Genomic DNA, 21,603 nt, shown 5'->3' with positions numbered 1-21,603 from the left:
TAACGGACCAGTTCCAGAGAAAAACAATATGAATGTCGTCGTCGTAGAATCTCCTGCCAAAGCCAAGACGATCAACAAGTATCTTGGTCCGGGCTACAAGGTTCTTGCATCCTTTGGCCACGTCCGGGACCTTCCTGCCAAGGACGGATCTGTGCTGCCCGACCAGGACTTCGAAATGTCCTGGGAGGTCGATAGCGCATCCGCCAAGCGCATGAAGGACATTGCCGACGCGGTGAAGTCCTCCGACGGCCTGTTTCTCGCAACCGACCCGGATCGCGAGGGTGAAGCGATTTCCTGGCATGTGCTTGATCTCTTGAAGAAGAAGCGCGTTCTCGGCGACAAGCCGGTGAAGCGCGTGGTCTTCAACGCAATCACCAAAAAGGCGGTACTGGACGCGATGGCGAACCCGCGCGACATCGACGTGCCGCTGGTCGATGCCTATCTTGCCCGCCGTGCGCTGGATTATCTCGTCGGTTTCAACCTGTCGCCGGTTTTGTGGCGCAAGCTGCCGGGCGCCCGTTCCGCCGGCCGCGTGCAGTCCGTTTCGCTGCGTCTCGTCTGCGACCGCGAAGCCGAGATCGAGCGTTTCGTCTCCGAGGAATACTGGAACATCAGCGCGCTGTTGAAGACACCGCGCGGTGACGAGTTCGAGGCGAAGCTGGTTTCCGCCGATGGCAAGAAGCTGCAAGGCCGTTCGATCAAGACAGGAGATGACGCCAACCGCCTGAAGGCGCTCCTGGAAGGCGCGACCTATATTGTCGATACGGTCGAGGCGAAACCCGTCAAGCGCAATCCCGGCCCGCCCTTCACCACCTCGACGCTGCAGCAGGCTGCCTCCTCGCGCATGGGCTTTTCCGCCTCGCGCACCATGCAGGTGGCCCAGAAGCTTTATGAAGGTATCGACATCGGCGGCGAAACCGTTGGTTTGATCACCTACATGCGTACCGACGGCGTGCAGATGGCGCCGGAAGCGATCGATGCCGCACGCCGCGCCATCGGCGAGCAGTTCGGCGACCGCTATGTGCCGGAAAAAGCACGCTTCTACTCAACCAAGGCAAAGAACGCGCAGGAAGCGCACGAAGCTATCCGTCCGACCGATTTTAACCGCACACCGGATCAGGTGAAGCGTTACCTCGATGCCGACCAGTTGCGTCTTTACGACCTGATCTGGAAGCGCGGCATTGCGAGCCAGATGGCATCTGCCGAAATCGAACGTACCACGGTGGAAATCCTTGCCGACAAGGACGGTGAAAAGGCCGGGCTTCGTGCCGTCGGTTCCGTCATCCGCTTCGACGGCTTCATTGCCGCCTATACCGACCAGAAAGAAGATGGCGAGCAGAGCGACGACGGTGACGATGAAGGCCGCCTGCCGCAGATCAATGCGCGCGAGAACCTCGCCAAGCAGAAGATCAACGCCAGCCAGCACTTCACCGAGCCGCCGCCGCGTTATTCGGAAGCATCGCTCATCAAGAAGATGGAAGAACTCGGCATCGGCCGTCCTTCCACCTATGCGGCGACACTGAAGACGCTAAGTGACCGCGAATATATCATCATCGACAAACGCAAGCTCATTCCCCATTCGCGCGGACGGCTGGTGACGGCTTTCCTCGAAAGCTTCTTTGCCAAATATGTCGAATACGACTTCACCGCCGATCTGGAAGAAAAGCTCGACCGCATTTCCGCGGGTGAACTGGACTGGAAGCAGGTGCTGCGCGATTTCTGGAAGGATTTCTTCGCGCAGATCGAAGATACCAAGGAATTGCGCGTTACCAACGTGCTGGATGCGCTCAATGAAGTTCTGGCTCCGCTGGTCTTCCCCAAGCGTGAGGACGGTTCCGATCCGCGCATCTGTCAGGTTTGCGGCACCGGCAACCTTTCGCTGAAGCTCGGCAAATATGGCGCTTTCGTCGGTTGCTCCAATTATCCGGAGTGCAACTTTACCCGCCAGCTCACGTCCGATGGCTCGGAAGCCGAAGCTTCCGTATCCAACGAGCCGAAAGCGCTGGGTGCCGATCCGATGACCGGCGAGGAGTTGACGCTTCGGTCTGGCCGTTTCGGCCCGTACATCCAGCGCGGCGATGGCAAGGAGGCCAAGCGCTCCTCGCTGCCCAAGGGCTGGAAGCCTGAGGACATCGACCACGAAAAGGCGCTGGCGCTCATCAACCTGCCGCGCGATATCGGCAAGCATCCCGAAACCGGCAAGATGATTTCCGCCGGGCTTGGCCGCTACGGACCCTTCCTGTTGCATGACGGTTCCTATGCGAACCTCGAAAGCATCGAAGACGTGTTCTCGATCGGCCTCAACCGTGCCGTTACCGTCATTGCCGAGAAGCAGAGCAAGGGACCGGGGCGCGGCCGCAACGGCACGCCCGCGGCGCTGAAGGAACTGGGTGATCACCCCGATGGCGGCCCGATCACTGTCCGCGACGGGCGTTATGGCGCTTACGTCAACTGGGGCAAAGTTAACGCCACCATTCCAAAGGGGCAGGATCCGACCTCCGTGACGCTTGACGAATCGCTGGTGCTGATTGCCGAGCGTATCGCCAAGACAGGAACCGGCGGCAAGCCCGCCAAGGCCAAGAAAACTGCTGCCAAGAAGGCCGATGGCGACACAGCCGCAAAGCCGAAGGCGACAAAAGCCAAGGCCGCGACGAAAAGCAAGACGGCTGCCAAGCCGAAGGCCGCAGCCAAACCCAAGAAGGCAGAATCGTGAGCAAGGCGCCGCGTCAGAGACAGGGTTCCGCCAGCGACGGCTTCGGACGTACCGGGCGCGGCAAGCGGGCAAATGAAGGTGAAGGCATCATCCATGGCGAGGTGCCTTCCCGCGAAGTGCTGCTGAAATTCATCGCCGAGCATCCGCAGCAGGCCTCCAAGCGCGAAATCGCCAAGGCTTTCGGGCTGAAGGGCGACGACCGCGTTGTGCTCAAGGCACTGCTGAAGGAGCTTGAAAGCGACGGCATGGTGCAGAAGAGCCGCAAGACGCTGACGCGACCGGGTGGCCTGCCGCCGGTGACGGTTCTCGACATCACCACCCGCGACAAGGACGGCGAATTGATCGGCCGGCCTGCCGAATGGCCTGAAGATCAGGGCGCGGCCCCCGCCGTGCTCATCCGCCAGTCCTCGCAGGATCGCAGTAAGAAAGCCCCTGCTGCCGGTCTCGGCGATCGCATTCTGGCAAAAATATTCCCTTCAAAGGACAGCGTCGGCCCGGCCTACACGGCCCGTGTCGTCAAGCTGATCGACCGTCGTCAGAACGCGCTGCTTGGCGTGTTCAAGGAAACGGAAGGCGGCGGCGGACGCCTGATGCCGATCGACCGGCGCGGCGAGGAAATGGTCATCGACCCCGAGGGTGTGGGCGATGCCAAGGACGGCGACCTGATCGAGGTGGAAACCTCGCGCAACAGCGGTCGTTACGGCCTGACACGCGCAAAGGTTCTTTCGGTGGTCGGCTCAGTCGCCTCGGAGAAGGCGATCTCGATGATCGCGATCCATGCCCACGGTATTCCGCACATCTTCCCGCCGAATGTTCTGGCCGAGGCGGATGCCGCAAAACCCGCGACCATGTCGCACCGTGAAGACTGGCGCGACCTGCCGCTGATCACGATCGATCCGGCCGACGCAAAGGACCATGACGACGCGGTCTATGCCGAACTCGACCCCTCGCCCGACAATCCTGATGGAGTGATCGTCACCGTCGCTATCGCCGACGTGTCCTGGTATGTGCGATCAGGCGCACCGCTCGACCGCGAGGCGCTGAAGCGCGGTAACTCCGTCTATTTCCCTGATCGTGTCGTGCCGATGCTGCCGGAACGCATCTCCAACGACCTCTGCTCGCTGAAGGAAGGCGTCGACCGCCCTGCCCTTGCTGTGCGGATGACGTTCTCGAAGGAAGGCCGCAAGGCGAGCCACACTTTCCATCGCATCATGATGAAGAGTGCCGCCAAGCTCTCCTACCAGCAGGCGCAGGCCGCAATCGACGGCCGCCCGGACGACAAGACCGGCACGCTGCTGGAGCCGATCCTGAAGCCGCTGTGGCACGCCTATGCCGTGATGAAGCGCGGCCGCGATCGCCGCCAGCCGCTGGAACTCGACATGCCGGAGCGCAAGATCCAGCTCAGGCCCGACGGCACGGTGGACAAGGTCGTCATTCCCGAACGCCTCGACGCGCACAAGCTGATCGAGGAAATGATGATCCAGGCGAACGTCGCCGCCGCAGAGACCCTGGAAAAGAAAAAGCAGCGGCTGGTCTACCGCGTGCATGACGCCCCCACACTTACCAAGCAGGAAGTGCTGCGCGAATTCCTCGGCACCATCGGCATTTCCATGGCCAAGGGTGTCGCGATGCGCGCCAATTCCTTCAACGGCATTCTGGCGCGCGCACTCGACACGCCGCACCAGATCATGGTCAACGAGATGGTGCTGCGCAGCCAGAGCCAGGCGATCTACAGCCCGGAAAATATCGGCCATTTCGGCCTCAACCTGATGAAGTACGCGCATTTCACCTCACCGATCCGCCGTTATGCCGACCTGATCGTGCATCGGGCACTGGTCGGATCGCTAGGCCTCGGCGAAGGCGGCATCACCCCGCAGGAAGAGGCGACGCTGGACGATATCGCCGCCGAAATCTCGACTTTCGAGCGCCGCGCCATGGCCGCAGAGCGCGACACCATCAACCGGCTGATCGCTCACCATCTTTCCGAGCGCGTCGGTGAGGAGTTCGATGGCCGCGTCGCGGGTGTCACCAAGGCGGGACTATTTGTCGCGCTGCCGCAGTTTGGCGCTGACGGGTTTGTTCCTATATCTACACTTGGAACCGACTATTTCCTCTACGACGAAGCCCATCAGGCTCTGACGGGGGAAAAGACGGGTCTCGGTTATCAGCTCGGCGATACGGTTCAGGTGCGGCTTGCAGAAGCGGTACCCTTGGCTGGTGCGCTGCGGTTTGAAATGCTGAGCCCGGGGCGCAAGATGCCGGTCGGCTCGCGGTCGTTCCACAAGGCAGGCCGGCGGACATCACGTCCTTCCGCCAAGCCGGGAACAAGGCCGCCGAGAGGACGTCGGTAACAAGACCGCGTCAAGCGGTTAAGACAAACGGGAGAAGGACTTCAGGATGAGTGCAAATCAGGGCTCGGAAACGGTTACCTTCGGAGATGGAAGCGCGGAGCGTCCGCTTGGCCGCTCGATCATGCGGGGCATGGCCAATCGCTGCCCGGCCTGTGGCAGCGGTCGCCTGTTTCGGGCCTTCCTGAAGCCAGTGGACAATTGCGCGGCCTGCGGCGAGGAAATGCATCATCACCGCTCCGACGACCTGCCGCCCTATATTTCCATCGTCATCATCGGCCATATCGCCGTTGGCGGCTTCATGATGACCGATCTCGTGCTTTCCGTTCCCATGTGGGTACACTTCGCCATCTGGGTGCCTATCACCATTCTGGCCGCGCTTCTGACGCTGCAACCGATCAAGGGTGGTGTCATCGGCCTGCAATGGGCACTTAGAATGCACGGCTTCGACGGAAAACAGCCAAAAGTGCAGATAGACGGCTCCTCCCACTGACGGCGGGCGGGAATTTGCAAGTGTCCGAGCTTCCCTCGAACACCCAAGCGGCGAGCGGCCCGTTGCGGCCGCGCGATGCCGCCTCGATCATCCTGTTTGATCGTTCCGGCCCTGCTATTCGCGTGCTGATGGGCCGGCGCAGTAATGCCCACATATTCATGCCCGGCGCTTACGTGTTTCCCGGCGGCAAACGCGATCCGCGCGACCACGCCCTGCCCTTCTCCGGCGATCTGCACCCCGCCGTGCTGCGCAGCCTCACCACGTCTGCCGCGCGCCGCCTGAGCGCTGCCGGGGCACGGGCGCTGGCGCTTGCCGCCGCGCGCGAGCTCGTGGAGGAAACCGGCGTCGATATGGGCATGGACGCTGATGGTCCGGATCTTTCGCGTTTTCGATATGTGGCGCGCGCAATCACCCCGCCCGGCAATATCAGGCGTTACGACACGCGATTCTTTTGCTGTTACGCCGACGAGTTGCGGCTGGATACCCGGCTAATCAGGGATTCAGATGAGCTGCACAATGTGCAATGGCTTGACATGACAGCGCTTTCCAGTCTGAACATGCCGAAAATCACACGCACGGTTCTCGAAGATGTCACAAAACTCATGATAGGTGATCCGTCACTGCCCTTTGAAAGCCCCGCGCGGCTCTATGTCACGCGCCACGGCCGATTCATTCGAGACTTTGTATAAAGGCCGTCATGTCACAAATGAAATGCGAAGCGGACGCCATTCACTGGCCCTCACTGATCGCCGCCATCTCCGCCATCAGTGCGGTCGGTGTCGCCATCGGCCTGGGCCTGCCGCTCCTGTCGATCATCCTTGAGAAGCGCGGCATCTCCTCCACCATGATCGGGGTAAATTCGGCAATGGCCGGCGTTGCGGCGATGATGGCAGCGCCGGTGACCACCAAGATCGCCCATGATTTCGGCGTGGCGCGAACGATGCTATTTGCCGTTGTCGTGTCGGCCCTGAGTGCGCTCTGTTTCTATTTCGCCGACGCCTTCTGGATGTGGTTTCCGCTGCGAATCGTCTTCCATGGCGCAACCACCACGCTGTTCATCCTCTCCGAATACTGGATCAACATGACCGCGCCGCCAAAAAAACGCGGCATGGTTCTCGGCATCTACGCCACCGGACTTGCGGTTGGGTTTGCGGTTGGCCCGTTATTGTTTTCCGTGGTCGGCAGCGATGGCATCCTGCCGTTTCTGGTCGGGGCAGCAATCATACTGCTTGCCGCGATCCCGATCTTCCTTGCGCGCGGCGAAAGCCCGGAGCTGAGCGAAAGGCCGAACCACCATTTCGCCCGTTATATATGGCTGGTGCCGATGGCTTCGGCTGCGGCCTTCGTGTTCGGCGCCGTGCAAGCGGGCGGTCTGTCGCTCTTTCCCATCTATGCGACCCGCGAAGGCTTCAACGAATCGCAGGCGGCACTTCTGCTGACCGTGATGGGCATCGGCAACATGGTCTTCCAGATACCGATCGGCCTGCTTTCTGACCGAATGAAGGACCGGCGCACAATGCTGGCGCTGATGGCCTTTGCGGGCGTTTGCGGCACGCTGGCGCTGCCCTTGCTGGTGGATAGATGGATTCTCGTCGCGGCCCTGCTGCTGTTCTGGGGCGGCCTCGTATCCGGCATGTATACTGTCGGCCTCACCCATCTGGGATCGCGTCTCAAAGGGGCCGATCTGGTGGCCGCCAACGCCGCCTTCATCTTCTGCTATGCCATGGGCACTATAGCCGGACCACAGGCCGTCGGCATTTCCATGGATGTTGCGGGTACCGATGGTTTCGCCTGGGCGCTTGCCGTGTTTTTCGGGCTTTACGTGGTGCTTTATGCCTTCCGTTTTGTTTTCAGGGCAAAACAGACTTGACTTTTCAGGCGCGATACGTAGTTTCGCGCCAGATTTAGCCGAGGTGAGAAGCGCCTGCGGCTTCTCTTTTGTTTAAAGGCAGGACGACCATGGCGAAAGCTACAACAATCAAGATCAAGCTGCTGTCGACAGCCGACACCGGTACCTTCTACGTCACCACCAAGAACAGCCGTACGTTCACGGACAAGATGACGAAGACGAAGTATGACCCGGTTGTACGCAAGCACGTTGAATTCAAGGAAACCAAGATCAAGTAATTCTTGATCGGGTTCTCCGGCAAAAGCGCGCCCAACGGGCGCGTTTTTTGTTTGTACGGAAAGGATTGCCGCCAACGGCATTCTTTGCGCCAGCGCCCTCGCAAGGCCCGCCACGGGCCAACGAATCGCAACCTTCCTAGTTGCGGTTCTTGAGTTTGGAACCCAGTCGGCGCTATCGGCACGGCGGGAAAACTCTTTATCACCGTCTCGCCTAACCAGCGCCTCTCCTAATCAGCGTCTCATCGGCCAAATGCGCCAACCCCTGCGACAGCGCGCTGCCTGCGCGCGCAGCCGGATGTGCTGCGCTATAAGCGGCAGCACAAGCACAGAATATTTTCGGAGATAAGGCGGTCGGCCAACGATGTGATCACGGCACGAGGAACCGATTCGGACATCGTCAGCCGACCGACCCCACGATCCAGGAGATGCGGCGGACCTGAGCATCATGGGGCATTCAAACTACGCAATACCAGCCCCTGACGACCGAAACATCAGCGGTGTAAACCGCCATCGTTTCTTCATCACTAGACGGAAAAACCGCCGGAAGAACTGTTATTCTCGATTGGGAGTGTGCGCAGAAGTAAAATAAAAATCAACAAATTCTTAAGCCAGAGATACATCACCTGGAAAACATGGTTAAATATACAACGCTGGCACACTATAGTTCCGTGAGCGATTGAATTCAACGTATTTTTCAACTTGAACTCTATTAACCCTGTTAGACTTCACCCCCTCATTGTAAGAAGATAAAATACTGGCAAGGTCAGGGACTTCGCGCTTGCCACAGTTTGCCGTCAGGTCTTTGGGCGGCTATCGATTACGGTAAACGTCGAAAGTCTCAAAAGGCGGCACGGATTGTCAGCGTCATGGGTCTGCGCCTTTAGGCGGCGGCCGCCACGACGCGGTTGCGTCCCGTGTGTTTCGCCTCGTAGAGCGCCCTGTCGGCCTGCTTCAGAAGCTCGTCCGGCGCGCCGAATGCTCCACTGCTGGTGGCGATGCCGAGCGAAGCCGTGATACTCAACTCGCGGTCGATGGAACGAACGTGAAACGGCTTGTCCTCGATGATTGCCCGCAGGCGTTCGGCAACGCTTGTGGCAAGCTCCATCGGCGTGTCGGGCATCACGACCACGAATTCCTCCCCGCCATACCGGCAGGCAAGATCGGCGCCGCGCACCGTGCTGCGGATGCGGGCTGCAAACTCGCGCAGAACCTCATCGCCGACATCGTGGCCATAGGTATCGTTGACCAGCTTGAAGCGGTCGATATCGGTCATGCAAATGGAAATCGGGCGGCCACGCACGGCGGCGCGGTCGAAAAGTATTTTCAGATGATTGTCGAGATAACGGCGATTGTTAAGACCAGTCAGCCCATCGACGATAGCAAGCTCCATCGTGTGCTGGAGATTGAGCCGCAGATGCTCGTTATAGCGCTTGCGCCGGATCTGCGTCAGAGACCGGGCGACAAGTTCGTTGGGATCGATCGGGCGGAGAATATAATCGTTCACGCCAAGATCGAGCGCCCGCGCCACCATGTCGTCCGCCCCCTGTTCCGCTACCAGAAGCAACGGCAGGAACCGGGTACGCTCCAGCGAACGAAGCTGCGAACACAGTCTCAGCGGATCGTAATCCTCAAAATTGGAATTGACGATGACAAGCTCGAAGGGGTTGCTCGCGGCCTTCAACAGGGCCGCCTGAGGCTCCGTGACGGCATCGACCTCGGCAACCGGCTTCAGCGCCCTGACGATGCGTTCCTGCGAGCTGGCGCGGCCATCCGCCACCAGAACGCGGCCAGGCGTCTGCATGAGGCCATCGCTGCGCAGCATCTCCTCGATGCCGATCTCGCGCGCGGTCTCGGCCCGCAGCCGCAATTCGTCACTGACGGCCTTGAGGCGCACGAGGCTTTTGACACGGGCGATCAATTGAAGGTCGTTAACGGGCTTGGTCAGAAAATCATCGGCGCCGGCTTTCAGGCCGCGCACGCGGTCCGAGGGCTGATCGAGTGCGGTGACCATGACAACAGGAATATGCGCCGTTTTCGGATTGGCCTTCAGCCGTTCGCAGACCTCGAAACCGTCCATGCCAGGCATCATGATGTCCAGCAGGATGATATCGACCTGTTCCTGGTCGCAGATATCAAGCGCCTTGAAACCATCCTCGGCGGTTACGACGTCGAAATATTCCGCGACAAGCCGGGCTTCGAGAAGCTTTACGTTTGCGGGTATGTCGTCAACAACCAGAACTCTCGCCGTCATAACAGTTCCCCAACCGCCTTACGCATCGCCTAGATAGGTCTTGATGATTTCGATGAATTTCGGAACGGAGATCGGCTTGGACACATAGGCCTCGCATCCGCCCTGACGAATGCGCTCCTCATCCCCCTTCATAGCGAAGGCAGTTACCGCGATGACCGGAATGACGTGCAGCTCATCATCCTCCTTCAGCCATTTCGTCACCTCCAGCCCGGAAACCTCCGGCAGCTGAATATCCATGAGAATGAGGTCGGGGCGATGCTTGCGGGCAAGATCCAGCGCTTCCATGCCGTTGCGTGTCTGGATCGTCGTATAGCCAGACGCCTCGATCAGGTCACGAAAGAGCTTCATGTTCAGCTCGTTGTCTTCGACTATCATGACCTGCTTGGGCATGGTGGGCAGTCCCCGTTTCGCTTTGAAACCTTCTCCCAGACATATAGGGTGCCAGAGAACCGATTCCATCGTCCATTTGTTGCGCAAGGCTAGAACGATTTGGTTTCAAAATAGGTAACTTCGGTAGAGAAATGCTGAGAGATACAAAAAACAAAGACAATGCCGGAAAAGATCCGCAAGAAACGGCGGCCGCCATACTTGGCTGGCTGGCAAACGAGCCGGAAATGCTCGGGCGTTTTCTGGCGCTGAGCGGATTGCAGGCCAATATGCTGCGCCATGCCGCCCACGATCCCGGCTTTCTGGCGGGGCTCACCGATTTTCTGATGAGCCACGAACCAGACCTCATGGCCTTCTGCGCGGCGACCGAAACATCCCCCGAAACGGTTGCCGCCGCCTGGCACCATTTTTCCGGCCCGGGGCTGGATTCGGGTGAGTATTGACAGGCCCCCCCTTGAGCCACCGTCACGGCCGGAGTATGGTTGGCGACGTTCTGGTTTTGTTTTCGGCCTATGTCCACGTCGCATCTTTATGATCCCGGTTTTTGCCGCGACTGTCTGGCCGGCCAGCCAGCGGACCTGAGGCGTTGTCGCGCCTGTGGCAGTCCCCGCCTCGTCTACCATGACGAACTCTACGACCTCAGCATCGCCCATATCGATTGCGACGCCTTTTACGCCTCTGTTGAAAAACGGGACAATCCCGAGCTTGCCGACAAGCCGTTGATCATCGGCGGCGGAAAACGCGGCGTGGTTTCCACTGCCTGCTACATTGCCCGCATCCAGGGCGTGCGCTCCGCCATGCCGATGTTCAAGGCGCTGGAAGCCTGTCCGGACGCCGTGGTCATCAAGCCCGACATGGAAAAATACAGCCGCGTCGGCCGTCAGATCCGAACCATGATGCAGGATTTGACACCGCTCGTGCAGCCGCTTTCCATAGACGAGGCGTTTCTCGATCTTTCCGGAACGGAGAGGCTGCATCACGATCCACCTGCCCGGGTTCTGGCGAAATTTGTGAAACGGGTGGAAAAAGAAGTGGGCGTGACCGTCTCGGCCGGGCTGTCCTACTGCAAATTTCTGGCCAAGGTCGCGTCCGACCTTAAAAAACCGCGCGGTTTTTCGGTGATCGGCGAAGCGGAAGCGCTTTCCTTTCTGGCAGCACGGCCGGTCACGACGATATGGGGCGTTGGAAAAGCGTTTGCGGCGACGCTGGAGGCGGACGGCATCCGCATGATCGCGCAGTTGCAGGAGATGGAGGAAGGCGACCTGATGCGCCGCTATGGCGTGATGGGACAACGGCTGTTCCGGCTTTCGCGCGGTATCGATGAACGGCACGTGCACAATAACGACCCCGTGAAAAGCGTGTCTTCCGAGACCACCTTCTTCAACGATATTTCTCGCCACGAGGACCTCGTACCGATCCTGCGGTCGCTTTCCGAAAAAGTTGCCTGGCGGCTGAAGAAGAGCGGCATTTCCGGCCAGACGGTTGTACTGAAAATGAAGACGGCCGATTTCAAACTCCGCACCCGCAACCGCAAGCTTGATGACCCTACCCAGCTTGCCGACCGCATATTCCGTACCGGCCTTTCGCTGCTTGCGAAAGAAACCGACGGCACCAAGTTTCGCCTGATCGGCATAGGCGTCAGTGATCTGCGCGATGCGGACCTTGCCGATCCTCCCGATCTCGTCGACAGGCAGGCGGAACGGCGGGCGGCGGCGGAAGCGGCAATGGACAAGTTGCGCGACAAGTTCGGCAAGGGCAGCGTCGAGACCGGCTACACTTTCGGCACACGCAAATAGCGGTCATGCCGCTTGCAAACGCCGTGAAACCCTGCGGCCTGCAACACCCCGCCCATATTTTAGATATTACACAAATTAGTGATGTGGCAGACGCCCTATCCTTAAACTTCATTAAACTTCGCGTGGTTGAGTAAACGAAGTTTTGTGCATGTGGTGTATTGCGTCATGTCCCTTCGCTTCCGTCTTCTGACCGGCATGCTGTCGGCCAGCATTCTTGCCTTTCCGGCGCTTGCCGCCGACAACAAGTCCCTGCAGATCGTCGTTTCGAAAAGCGATCAATCGCTGGCGCTTTACGAGAACGGCGAGATCGTTGCTACATCCAAGGTCTCAACCGGCAAGGCCGGGCATGAGACGCCGAGCGGCATTTTTTCGATTCTGGAAAAACGCAAATACCACGAATCGAACATCTACTCGGCCGCGCCCATGCCTTTCATGCAGCGACTGACATGGTCGGGCATCGCGTTGCACGAAGGCAAGGTGCCGAATTACCCGGCCTCGCATGGCTGCGTGCGCCTGCCTTCGAAATTCGCGCAGTCGCTGTTCGGCGAGACCCGCTACGGCGTGCATGTCATCATCACCGACCGGCCGGTTTCTCTGCGCTCCGTACAACATTCAGCCCTGTTTGAGCCGCGGGACGATGCCGATGACGGCAAGCTGCTTTTATCCGACGTCGAGCTGCGCCCCGCGACCTTCGACGCCGCATTGGGCACCGTTGAGGTGGCCGTGAATGAAAAAACGCAAGCCATCAAACCGATGGCCAAAGGCAAGGAGCCCTCGCCCTTGCGCATCCTCATCACCCGGCGCGGCGAGCGCGAAAAGGTGATGGATATTCAGGCCGTGCTGACCCGCCTTGGCTTCGATGCCGGCGCACCGGACGGCTATACCGGAGAAATGACGATCAGCGCCGTCAACGGGTTCAAGCGCTGGAAGGGGCTGAAAACCACCGGGCCGCTACTGACCGACGATTTCGTCGCTGCGCTTTACGCATCCGCCGGCGAAGATCATCCACCGAATGGCCAGATCATGGTGCGACAGGATTTCAAGCCGCTATTCGAGGCTGCGATCGACATCAAGGATCCCGAGGTGGCACTCGGAACGCATTTCTTCGAAGCCGTTGCCGTTAACCGCGCAGCCGGAACCGCCGAATGGAATGGCGTAACACTGGAAAACCATCTGCCGGCCGCAGCCCGCAAGCGGCTCGGCATCACCGTTACCGAAGCGCCCGGTGGCTTTGACCAGCTAAGCGCCGTGCTCGATCGCCTCGAAATACCGGCTGAAATTCGCTCCCGAATCGAGAAAGAGCTTTCAACCGGCAGTTCGATTACCGTTTCCGACCTCAGTCATCAGATGGAGACAGGGATGGGAACGGACTTCATTACCGTGACAAAGGAAGGGCCGGTTTGAGGGCTTGAGGCCTCACACCAGCTCTACATCAACAACGCCGGGGGCGGAGCGAAGTGCGGCGGCGATCTCAGGGGAAATACGGTATTTCTCCGTCAGCTCCACCTCGATCTCACGGCTCCCCTCGTCCTTGATGACGATAAAATAAACCGATCCGTCACCTTTGGTATTGAGGTGGCGGGCAACGGTTTTCAGCGGGCCTGAATCGCGCACATAAACTCGCAACGCCTTTTGCATTTGGACGGATTTTTCCTCGAGCGATTGCGCCGTCTGGATGCGAAGACCGATGCCTTCCGGGCGCTCTTCCGCCTGCACGGTGATAACAAGCGATTTGCCCACCTCGAGCAGATCGCGAAACTGGGCAAGCCCTTCGGAAAACAACACCGCCTCATATTGGCCGGAGGCATCGGAGAAGGTGACGATACCCATCTTGTTGCCAGTGCGGGTCTTGCGTTCCTGCTTGCCGGTGACGGTGCCGGCCAGACGCCCGGCGGTCGCCCCCTGTTTCACTGCGGCGGAAAAATCGGCGAAATTCTGCACCCGCAACTTTTCCAATACAGGGCGGTAGGTATCGAGCGGATGTGCGGTCAGGTAAAAACCGAGCACCTGATATTCGCGCAGCAGTTTTTCCGAGGCGAGCCACGGCTGGAAGGCAGGCAGGATGAGCTTTTCCGGACCGCTTGCGCCGCCGGAGCCGAACATGTCCGACTGGCCGGTAACGCGGCTTTCCTGCGCGCGTTGCGAATAACCGATAATGCGGTCCAGCCCGCCGATCATCTCGGCGCGGTCGCGGCCAAAACAATCGAAACCGCCAGCGTTGATGAGGCTTTCGAGCACACGCCGGTTGATCTGCTTCGGATCGATGCGCAGGCAGAAATCCTCCAGGCTCGCAAATGGCTTGCCGTCGCGCACGGTAACGATGTGTTCCACCGCGCCCTCGCCCACGCCCTTGATGGCGGCCAGCGAATAATAGATGCGGTTCTCACCCGTCTCGAACTGCCGGAAGGACGTCTGCACCGAAGGTGCCACGACCTCTATACCGAGACGGCTGGCATCCTGGCGGAAATCATTGAGTTTTTCCGTGTTGGCCATATCCAGCGTCATGGAGGCCGCAAGGAACTCCACCGGATAATGCGCCTTCATATAGGCGGTCTGATAGGACACGATGGCGTAAGCGGCGGCGTGGCTCTTGTTGAAGCCGTAATTGGCGAATTTCGCCAGAAGGTCGAAGATGGTGTTGGCCTGCGGCTTCGACACGCTGTTTCTGATCGCGCCGTCGACGAAGCGCTCGCGCTGCTGGTCCATCTCCTCCTTGATCTTCTTGCCCATCGCACGGCGCAGAAGATCGGCTTCGCCGAGCGAATAACCTGACAGAACCTGGGCGATCTGCATCACCTGTTCCTGATAGACGATAACGCCCTGCGTTTCCTTCAGGAGGTGGTCGATGGTGGGGTGGATCGACTCCAGTTCCTCCTCGCCATGCTTGCGGGCATTGTAGACCGGAATGTTTTCCATCGGACCCGGACGATAAAGCGCCACCAGCGCAATGATGTCCTCGATGCAGTCCGGGCGCATGCCGATAAGCGCCTTGCGCATGCCGGCACTTTCCACCTGGAACACGCCGATGGTTTCGCCGCGTGACAACATCTCGTAGGTTTTGGCGTCGTCCAGCGGAATTGCGGCGAGATCGACCTTGATGCCGCGTTTGGCAACGAAATCGACGGCAACCTTCAGCACCGTCAGCGTCTTCAGACCGAGAAAGTCGAATTTGACGAGGCCTGCGCTTTCCACCCACTTCATGTTGAACTGGGTAACCGGCATGTCGGAGCGCGGATCGCGATACATCGGCACCAGCTTCGACAGCGGCCGGTCACCGATGACGATACCGGCAGCATGGGTGGAGGCGTGACGGTAAAGCCCCTCGATCTTCTGGGCGATATCCAGAAGTCGGGCAACGACGGGTTCCTTGTCCGCCTCTTCCTGCAGGCGCGGCTCTTCCTCGATCGCTTTTGACAGCGGCGTCGGATTGGCCGGGTTGTTGGGGACCAGCTTGCAGATCTTGTCCACCTGTCCATAGGGCATTTCCAGCACGCGGCCGACGTCGCGCAATGCCGCGCGAGCCTGCAACGAACCGAAGGTAATGATCTGCGCCACCTGCTCGCGGCCATATTTGCGCTGCACGTAGCGGATCACCTCTTCGCGGCGGTCCTGGCAGAAGTCGATATCGAAGTCGGGCATCGACACGCGTTCGGGATTGAGGAAGCGTTCGAACAGCAGCGAGAAGCGCAGAGGATCGACATCGGTGATGGTCAGCGCATAGGCCACGAGCGAGCCTGCACCCGAACCGCGGCCGGGGCCGACTGGAATATCCTGCTGCTTGGCCCATTTGATGAAGTCCGCAACGATCAGGAAGTAACCGGGAAAACCCATGCGTTCGATGACGCCAAGCTCGAAATCCAGCCTGTCGCGATATTCCTGCTCTGTGTAGCCAGGTGCCATGCCGAGGGCCGCAAGGCGAAGATCAAGACCTTCGACGGCCTGACGGCGAAGCTCTTCGGCCTCTGCCCGTTGCGCCGCTTCGGGATCGTCGCTGGCACCGGTGAAGCGCGGCAGGATCGGCCCACGCTTCTTCAGCACATACGAGCAACGCATTGCGATTTCGACGGTGTTTTCCAGTGCCTCCGGAAGGTCGGCAAACAGCTCCGCCATCTCCTCACGGCTTTTCATATAATGGTCGGGGGTCAGGCGGAACCGGCTGTCATCCGAAACGATGGCGTTATGCGCCACCGCCATCAATGCATCATGCGCCTCATAATCGGCCCTCGAAGGGAAGAAGGCCTCGTTGGTGGCGACCAGCGGAATATCATGTTCATAGGCAAGCCCGATCATACGCCGCTCATGGGCGCGGTCGAAACCGGACTGACGCTGCAACTCGATATAAAGCTTATCACCGAAGAGTGATTTCAGCGCCAGCAGGCGTTCTCTCGCCTGCGCCGTATGCCCTTCCTTCAGAGCCATATCCACCGGACCACCGGAGGCACCCGTCAGCACAATCAGCCCGGCATTGGAGGCTTCCTCCAGCCATGCACGGGTAATATGCACGGACTGGCCACCGCTTTCGCCTTCCAGATAGGCGCGGCTGATAAGGTCCACCAGCCGCTCGTACCCTCCGGCATCAGCCGCGAGCAGCACGATGGCTGGAAGCTTGGCAAGGTGGCTGTTGTGGTTGCGGCGATCATCCACCGCATCCTGCATGTCGATCGACACCTGACAGCCGATAATAGGCTGCAAGCCCTCGTCACGCGCCTTTTCGGAAAACTCCAGCGCGACGAAAAGATTGTTGGTGTCGGTAATGGCTATGGCTGGCTGGCCGTCTGCAACGGCCTTGGACATGATTTTCTTGAGGGGTAAAGCCCCCTCAAGCAGGGAGTAAGCGGAGTGAACCCGCAGATGGACGAAACCGGGTGTTTTCAGCGTTTCGCCAGAGGTCTCTCCACGCGTAACCGTCTCGCCCATATCGTCATCCTGTCATTCTGAATCGAGGGGGCGATTTTCCGATTTTCGGCCTTCAAAGTCCACCGCCTTTCGGCGTCTATACAGGCTTCTGCGCCGGTGTGCCCTTCACAGGGCAGTGAGGATCACCGAAAAGCTGGCGACGAACACAGCGATGGAGGCGAAAGCGGCAACGTCACGGATGAAATCAGTCATTGGTCTCTCCTTACTCGTTATGTTCTAACTTTGTTCTCATTTTGTTCGATTGTCAACAGGCTTTTACCAATATTCCCCTTGCTAACGCGGCAGAATCGGCTGCGGTTCCACCTTCGTGAATGGCAAGCCACTGACTCCAAAGCAAAAAACCCGGAGGCAAAAACACCTACGGGTTCGTGAAAATTCAATTGTGGAAGGACGAGTGGCCTTGCGGGAAACCTGACCGTAGACAGACTCAGCCGCAGAAAAGATCGCAAAGGCGGCGTTATGGTCGCCTTACTGCATCACGATCAGAAGTCTACGATCTTGCCGTCTGCAAGCGTCACGCGGCGGTCCATGCGGTTGGCAAGCTCGTGATTATGGGTGGCGATCAGTGCGGCAAGGCCGGACTGGCGCACCAGCGCCTCCAGCGCGTCGAACACGTAATGCGCGGTCTCGGGATCGAGATTGCCGGTCGGCTCGTCGGCGAGAAGCAGGAGCGGTGCGTTGGCAACGGCACGCGCAATCGCCACACGTTGCTGTTCACCGCCGGAAAGCTCAGCCGGGCGATGTTCGCCGCGATGGCCGACGCGCATGTAATCGAGCAGCGCGCTCGCACGCTTGCGGGCCTCGCCCTGCGTCAAACCGGCGATGAGCTGCGGCATCATCACATTCTCCACCGCCGTGAACTCCGGCAGCAGATGATGGAACTGGTAGACGAAACCGATGTCGCTGCGGCGGATCGCCGTGCGCTTTTCATCCGGCAGACCATTGCACGGCGCGTCATTGATGAAAACCTCGCCAGCATCCGGATGTTCGAGAAGCCCAGCGAGATGCAACAGCGTGGATTTGCCGGTGCCCGAGGGGGCAACAAGCGCCACCATCTCACCACTCTTCAACTCGAAATCGGCCTTGCGCAGAATGGAGAGCGACGTCTCGCCCTGACCATAGGTCCTCTCGACGCCGGTAAGCCGCAGCACTGATTTTTTTGCCATATTGTGAAGCGGTCCTTATTCGTAACGCAGGGCCTGCACCGGATCGAGCTTGGAAGCCCGCCATGCCGGAAAGATGGTTGCCAGGAAAGAAAGCGTCAGCGCCATGATGACGACGGTAATGGTCTCGCTGATATCCATTTCGGCCGGAAGCTGGCTGAGGAAATAGAGCTGCGGATCAAACAGCACCGTGCCTGACACCCAGGAGAAGAACTGCCGGATGGATTCCACATTGAGGCAGACGATGACGCCAAGTGCCACACCGGCGAATGTGCCCACGGTACCGATGGCAGCTCCCGTCATGAAGAAGATACGCATGACGGCACCGGAACTGGCGCCCATGGTGCGCAGAATGGCGATATCGCTGCCCTTGTCCTTAACCAGCATGATGAGGCCGGAAATGATGTTGAGCGCCGCCACCAGAACGATGAGCGTCAGTATCATGAACATCACGTTTCTTTCCACCTGCAGGGCGGAAAAGAAGGTCTGGTTACGCTGTCTCCAGTCGGTGATATAGATCTGCCGCTCAGCTGCCTGCTCCACCAGCGGGCGGATGCCGTCGACATTGTCTGGGCGACTGACGTAAAGCTCGATGGATTGCACCAGGCCTTCGGCATTGAAATAAAGCTGGGCTTCGGACAGCGGCATATAGATCATCGACGCATCATATTCCGACATGCCGATCTCGAAGACGCCCGAAATCTTGTAGGATTTGACGCGCGGGTTGACACCCATCGGCGTCACATCGCCTTCAGGCGAAATGAGGGTGATATCGTCACCCGCCGTCACGCCAAGCTGTGCGGCAAGCCTTGAGCCAACCAGAACCCCGTCGCCCGCCATGAAGCCGACGAGATCGCCGGTCTTGACGTTAGTGGCGACTTCCTTGATCTTGTCGATATCGTCCTGGCGAACGCCGCGCACGAGCGCACCGGAGCCGGCGCCACCGCGACCGGAGGCCAATGTCTGCCCCTCTACCAGCGGCAGGGCCATCGTCACGCCCGGAATGGCGGAGAACTTCTTCGCCAGCTCATCATAATTGTTGAAGGGCTGGTCGATCGGCTGGACGATCATATGGCCGTTGATGCCGAGAATGCGCGAAATCAGCTCCGTGCGAAAACCGTTCATGACAGCCATGACGATGATAAGCGTCGCGACGCCCAGCATGATGCCGACGAAGGAAAAGCCGGCGATGACGGATATGAACGCTTCCTTGCGCCGCGACCGCAGATAGCGCCAGGCCACCATGCGCTCGAAAGCAGAAAACGGCCGGGCGGTCCTTTCCCGGGCGGAAGGAGCCGCACCCTTGTCAGCCTCGGCTTTTGCCATGTCGTCTCCCTGATCTGAACTTGAAAGGCCGGTTTTCACAAAAAACCGACCCCTGATCTTGATCTCATAAAGCTGGAGCGGATTTCAGGCGAAAACCGCTCGTCACTTTCACCATTTCGCGCTTAGCCAAGCACCCTGTTCATTGCCGCTTCGATTGTGACGGTTTCACGGTCGCCGGTCTTGCGATCCTTCACCTCGACTTCACCGTTCGCTGCCGAACGTGGGCCGACGATGATCTGCATCGGCACGCCGATCAGGTCAGCAGTCGCGAACTTCTGGCCCGCGCGGTCGTCCGTATCGTCATAAAGAACATCCTTGCCGGCATTGGAGAGCGAGTAATACAGCTTTTCGCACGCCGCATCACAGGCTGCGTCACCTGCCTTCATGTTGATAATCACGACATCGAAAGGAGCGACCGAAGCCGGCCAGATGATTCCGTTCTCGTCATGCGATGCTTCAATGATGGCGGGAACAAGGCGTGTCGGGCCAATGCCGTATGACCCCATGTGAACGGGGTGTTCCTTGCCATCAGCACCCTGCACCTTGGCGCCCATCGGCTCGGAATATTTGGTGCCGAAATAGAAGATGTGGCCGACTTCGATGCCGCGCGCGGAAAGGCGCTCGCCATCGGGAATGGCCTCATAAGCAGCTTCGTCGTGCATTTCCGAGGTGGCGGCATAGTCAGCCGTCCATTCGTCGAAAACGCCCTGAAGGGCTGCGACATCGTCGAAGTTGGTATCGTCGGCGGGGATGGCGCGGTCGAGGAAGCTCTTGTGGCAGAAGACTTCGGATTCGCCGGTGTCGGCCAGAATGATGAATTCGTGGCTGTGATTGCCGCCAATCGGGCCGGTATCGGCACGCATGGGAATGGCGCGCAGGCCAAGGCGCTCAAAGGTGCGCAGGTAAGCCACGAACATCTTGTTATAGGAGTGGATCGCGTCTTCCTTGGTCAGATCGAAGGAATAGGCATCCTTCATCAGAAACTCGCGCGAGCGCATGGTTCCGAAACGGGGGCGGACCTCGTCGCGGAACTTCAGCTGAATATGGTAGAGGTTCAGCGGCAGGTTCTTGTAGGATTTCACATAGGACCGGAAGATGTCAGTGATCATCTCCTCGTTAGTGGGGCCATACAGCATCTGGCGGTCCTGACGGTCCTTGATGCGCAGCATTTCCTTGCCGTAATCGTCATAACGGCCGCTCTCCTGCCACAGCTCAGCGGTCTGCAGCGTCGGCATCAGAAGCTCGATCGCGCCCGAGCGATCCTGCTCTTCGCGGATGATCCTGTTGACCTTGTCCAGAACGCGCTTGCCGAGCGGTAGCCAGGAATAGATGCCCGCCGATTGCTGCCGGATCATGCCCGCACGCAGCATGAGGCGATGGGAGACAATCTCCGCTTCCTTGGGGTTTTCCTTCAGGATGGGCATGAAATAACGGCTGAGACGCATGACGACTTCCATTGGTATGGGCAACAACACGCAAAGGCGCGGGAATCGCCCCGAATAGAGGGATATTGGCGCCGTACATAGCTGTTTCTGACCAAGAAGAAAACCCGCCATGCAAAGACCTGCCCAGGCCATTTCGTGGCATTTTCGCGATAGCTAATTCGCGTCAAAACGCTTTGGCCGGAATATTATTCTTGATCCGGTGCGACAAATTGCACCACAGGGAATTTTTTGCCGACTGTAACAAATATGCAAAAAATGAGATGACAAGCATGGGTGATTGGGCTAACTTTAGCTCACAAAAGAGGCAGGAAGTCTAAATTCTTGCCGTTTTCGCGGTCAGTCTTGGGAGGATTCGATCTTAGGCGCGCTTGTCGCTGCCCCGGTGACGGTTACAGATCACGCGAAACCTGAAAAACAAGGCTGAAATGCCTTGTTTTTTTTTGATTCCGGCGAAGTTCACAACCCCGAATGCTTATTCCGGTAAAATTGTGACAGCGAATTGCCCGCCAGACACGCTCATGGTGTGTGCACGACTGATATGACATCCATGTGACAGCACTGGCGCATCTTGTGGCGACCGTTCATAAAACGGCAGCACAGCTTATGTTGCCTTAAATCGCATCACGAAGCCCGCCAC

Annotated in this window: 15 protein-coding genes; 9 read left to right on the top strand and 6 right to left on the bottom strand. The window is 58.9% G+C overall.

Going from position 1 to position 21,603, the window contains the following annotated elements:
- The first annotated feature begins 28 nt into the window (after positions 1-28).
- The 6 genes from topA to rpmG all read left to right on the top strand — a co-directional run bounded on the left by topA (position 29) and on the right by rpmG (position 7,681).
- On the top strand, positions 29-2,713 hold the full coding sequence (topA, locus tag ACZ5A6_RS04910; RefSeq protein WP_025593271.1) for a type I DNA topoisomerase: 2,685 nt from the start codon (positions 29-31) through the stop codon (positions 2,711-2,713).
- Positions 2,710-5,064 (top strand): ribonuclease R, encoded by a 2,355-nt coding sequence (gene rnr, locus ACZ5A6_RS04905; protein WP_174061446.1) that lies wholly within the window; start codon positions 2,710-2,712, stop codon positions 5,062-5,064. The genes topA and rnr overlap by 4 nt, the downstream gene beginning before the upstream one ends.
- Before the next feature lie 46 nt (positions 5,065-5,110).
- Positions 5,111-5,554 carry a DUF983 domain-containing protein gene (locus tag ACZ5A6_RS04900; protein ID WP_003512717.1) on the top strand — a complete coding sequence of 148 codons (444 nt, stop codon included), beginning with the start codon at positions 5,111-5,113 and terminating at the stop codon, positions 5,552-5,554.
- 20 nt (positions 5,555-5,574) lie between these two features.
- On the top strand, positions 5,575-6,243 hold the full coding sequence (locus ACZ5A6_RS04895; protein ID WP_003512714.1) for an NUDIX domain-containing protein: 669 nt from the start codon (positions 5,575-5,577) through the stop codon (positions 6,241-6,243).
- Between the two features lie 17 nt (positions 6,244-6,260).
- Positions 6,261-7,424, top strand: coding sequence for an MFS transporter (locus ACZ5A6_RS04890; RefSeq protein WP_019565488.1), 1,164 nt, complete (start codon positions 6,261-6,263; stop codon positions 7,422-7,424).
- Positions 7,425-7,513: 89 nt separating this feature from the next.
- Positions 7,514-7,681 (top strand): 50S ribosomal protein L33, encoded by a 168-nt coding sequence (rpmG, locus tag ACZ5A6_RS04885; RefSeq protein WP_003496403.1) that lies wholly within the window; start codon positions 7,514-7,516, stop codon positions 7,679-7,681.
- Between the two features lie 880 nt (positions 7,682-8,561).
- On the opposite strand, the gene ACZ5A6_RS04880 is transcribed toward rpmG, so the two are convergent.
- Positions 8,562-9,932, bottom strand: coding sequence for a PleD family two-component system response regulator (locus ACZ5A6_RS04880; protein ID WP_019565487.1), 1,371 nt, complete (start codon positions 9,930-9,932; stop codon positions 8,562-8,564).
- 18 nt (positions 9,933-9,950) lie between these two features.
- Complete coding sequence (locus tag ACZ5A6_RS04875; protein WP_003496409.1) at positions 9,951-10,322, bottom strand: response regulator; 372 nt, start codon at positions 10,320-10,322, stop codon at positions 9,951-9,953.
- A gap of 131 nt (positions 10,323-10,453) precedes the next feature.
- Here ACZ5A6_RS04875 and ACZ5A6_RS04870 point away from each other — a divergent pair, with 131 nt between their 5' ends.
- The 3 genes from ACZ5A6_RS04870 to ACZ5A6_RS04860 all read left to right on the top strand — a co-directional run bounded on the left by ACZ5A6_RS04870 (position 10,454) and on the right by ACZ5A6_RS04860 (position 13,519).
- A complete protein-coding gene (locus ACZ5A6_RS04870) occupies positions 10,454-10,762 on the top strand; it encodes a DUF3572 domain-containing protein (protein ID WP_080798728.1) in 309 nt (102 codons plus the stop codon).
- A 69-nt stretch (positions 10,763-10,831) separates the two neighbouring features.
- Positions 10,832-12,115: a DNA polymerase IV gene (locus tag ACZ5A6_RS04865; protein ID WP_025593266.1), complete on the top strand. Its 1,284-nt coding sequence runs from the start codon at positions 10,832-10,834 to the stop codon at positions 12,113-12,115.
- Between the two features lie 165 nt (positions 12,116-12,280).
- A complete protein-coding gene (locus ACZ5A6_RS04860; RefSeq protein WP_112154933.1) occupies positions 12,281-13,519 on the top strand; it encodes a L,D-transpeptidase family protein in 1,239 nt (412 codons plus the stop codon).
- Positions 13,520-13,531: 12 nt separating this feature from the next.
- On the opposite strand, the gene dnaE is transcribed toward ACZ5A6_RS04860, so the two are convergent.
- From dnaE to proS, 4 genes are all read right to left on the bottom strand, one after another.
- A complete protein-coding gene (gene dnaE, locus ACZ5A6_RS04855; RefSeq protein ID WP_019565483.1) occupies positions 13,532-17,032 on the bottom strand; it encodes a DNA polymerase III subunit alpha in 3,501 nt (1,166 codons plus the stop codon).
- Positions 17,033-17,514: 482 nt separating this feature from the next.
- Positions 17,515-18,198, bottom strand: coding sequence for an ABC transporter ATP-binding protein (locus ACZ5A6_RS04850; RefSeq protein ID WP_013635957.1), 684 nt, complete (start codon positions 18,196-18,198; stop codon positions 17,515-17,517).
- 15 nt (positions 18,199-18,213) lie between these two features.
- Complete coding sequence (locus ACZ5A6_RS04845) at positions 18,214-19,521, bottom strand: lipoprotein-releasing ABC transporter permease subunit (protein WP_003512696.1); 1,308 nt, start codon at positions 19,519-19,521, stop codon at positions 18,214-18,216.
- 122 nt (positions 19,522-19,643) lie between these two features.
- Positions 19,644-20,966 carry a proline--tRNA ligase gene (proS, locus tag ACZ5A6_RS04840; protein WP_038492791.1) on the bottom strand — a complete coding sequence of 441 codons (1,323 nt, stop codon included), beginning with the start codon at positions 20,964-20,966 and terminating at the stop codon, positions 19,644-19,646.
- Positions 20,967-21,603 lie beyond the last annotated feature (637 nt).

Source organism: Agrobacterium sp. 6Ca8 (assembly GCF_055382765.1).
This window is presented reverse-complemented; position numbering and strand designations above follow the sequence as displayed.

Bases quoted from the DNA above. Each gene is read 5' to 3' on its own strand.
- ACZ5A6_RS04880 (WP_019565487.1), bottom strand. From the start codon at position 9,932: ATGACGGCGAGAGTTCTGGTTGTTGACGACATACCCGCAAACGTAAAG.
- ACZ5A6_RS04845 (WP_003512696.1), bottom strand. From the start codon at position 19,521: ATGGCAAAAGCCGAGGCTGACAAGGGTGCGGCTCCTTCCGCCCGGGAA.
- topA (WP_025593271.1), top strand. From the start codon at position 29: ATGAATGTCGTCGTCGTAGAATCTCCTGCCAAAGCCAAGACGATCAAC.
- rpmG (WP_003496403.1), top strand. From the start codon at position 7,514: ATGGCGAAAGCTACAACAATCAAGATCAAGCTGCTGTCGACAGCCGAC.
- ACZ5A6_RS04890 (WP_019565488.1), top strand. From the start codon at position 6,261: ATGAAATGCGAAGCGGACGCCATTCACTGGCCCTCACTGATCGCCGCC.
- ACZ5A6_RS04875 (WP_003496409.1), bottom strand. From the start codon at position 10,322: ATGCCCAAGCAGGTCATGATAGTCGAAGACAACGAGCTGAACATGAAG.
- dnaE (WP_019565483.1), bottom strand. From the start codon at position 17,032: ATGGGCGAGACGGTTACGCGTGGAGAGACCTCTGGCGAAACGCTGAAA.
- ACZ5A6_RS04870 (WP_080798728.1), top strand. From the start codon at position 10,454: ATGCTGAGAGATACAAAAAACAAAGACAATGCCGGAAAAGATCCGCAA.
- ACZ5A6_RS04850 (WP_013635957.1), bottom strand. From the start codon at position 18,198: ATGGCAAAAAAATCAGTGCTGCGGCTTACCGGCGTCGAGAGGACCTAT.
- ACZ5A6_RS04900 (WP_003512717.1), top strand. From the start codon at position 5,111: ATGAGTGCAAATCAGGGCTCGGAAACGGTTACCTTCGGAGATGGAAGC.
- proS (WP_038492791.1), bottom strand. From the start codon at position 20,966: ATGCGTCTCAGCCGTTATTTCATGCCCATCCTGAAGGAAAACCCCAAG.
- ACZ5A6_RS04860 (WP_112154933.1), top strand. From the start codon at position 12,281: ATGTCCCTTCGCTTCCGTCTTCTGACCGGCATGCTGTCGGCCAGCATT.
- ACZ5A6_RS04865 (WP_025593266.1), top strand. From the start codon at position 10,832: ATGTCCACGTCGCATCTTTATGATCCCGGTTTTTGCCGCGACTGTCTG.